At 41.9% G+C, this 279-nt stretch carries 1 protein-coding gene; it reads right to left on the bottom strand.

From position 1 onward, the window contains the following. Positions 1 to 238, bottom strand: a 238-nt coding sequence (locus tag AB4585_RS22605) for an SGNH/GDSL hydrolase family protein (protein ID WP_372171057.1), incomplete at its 3' end; no start/stop codon positions are given. Positions 239 to 279: the final 41 nt, after the last annotated feature.

Genomic DNA, 279 nt, shown 5'->3' with positions numbered 1-279 from the left:
TGTCTAAAAGGGCTGGTAGCCTTGTTAAACCATTACCTGTGGTATCTCCAGATATGCTACCGTTAATAATTCTCATTTGATGACCTCGATCTGAAAGTTCATCAGGCAATAGAGTAGGCCATGCCTTTTCGATAGGCATTTGATAGCCTGCACTGAGGCTATCGCCAAGCACTAGTAAACTCGCGGCGTTGGCATTTATGGATAAAAATAGAAAAACAAAGGAAAGCACACGTATCATGACCACATCCGTAATTAAGGCTCAATCGGTAACTAAAACAG

It is taken from the genome of Vibrio sp. 10N.222.49.C9 (assembly GCF_041474985.1).
GTDB classification, from domain to species: Bacteria; Pseudomonadota; Gammaproteobacteria; order Enterobacterales; family Vibrionaceae; genus Vibrio; species Vibrio crassostreae_C.
This window is presented reverse-complemented; position numbering and strand designations above follow the sequence as displayed.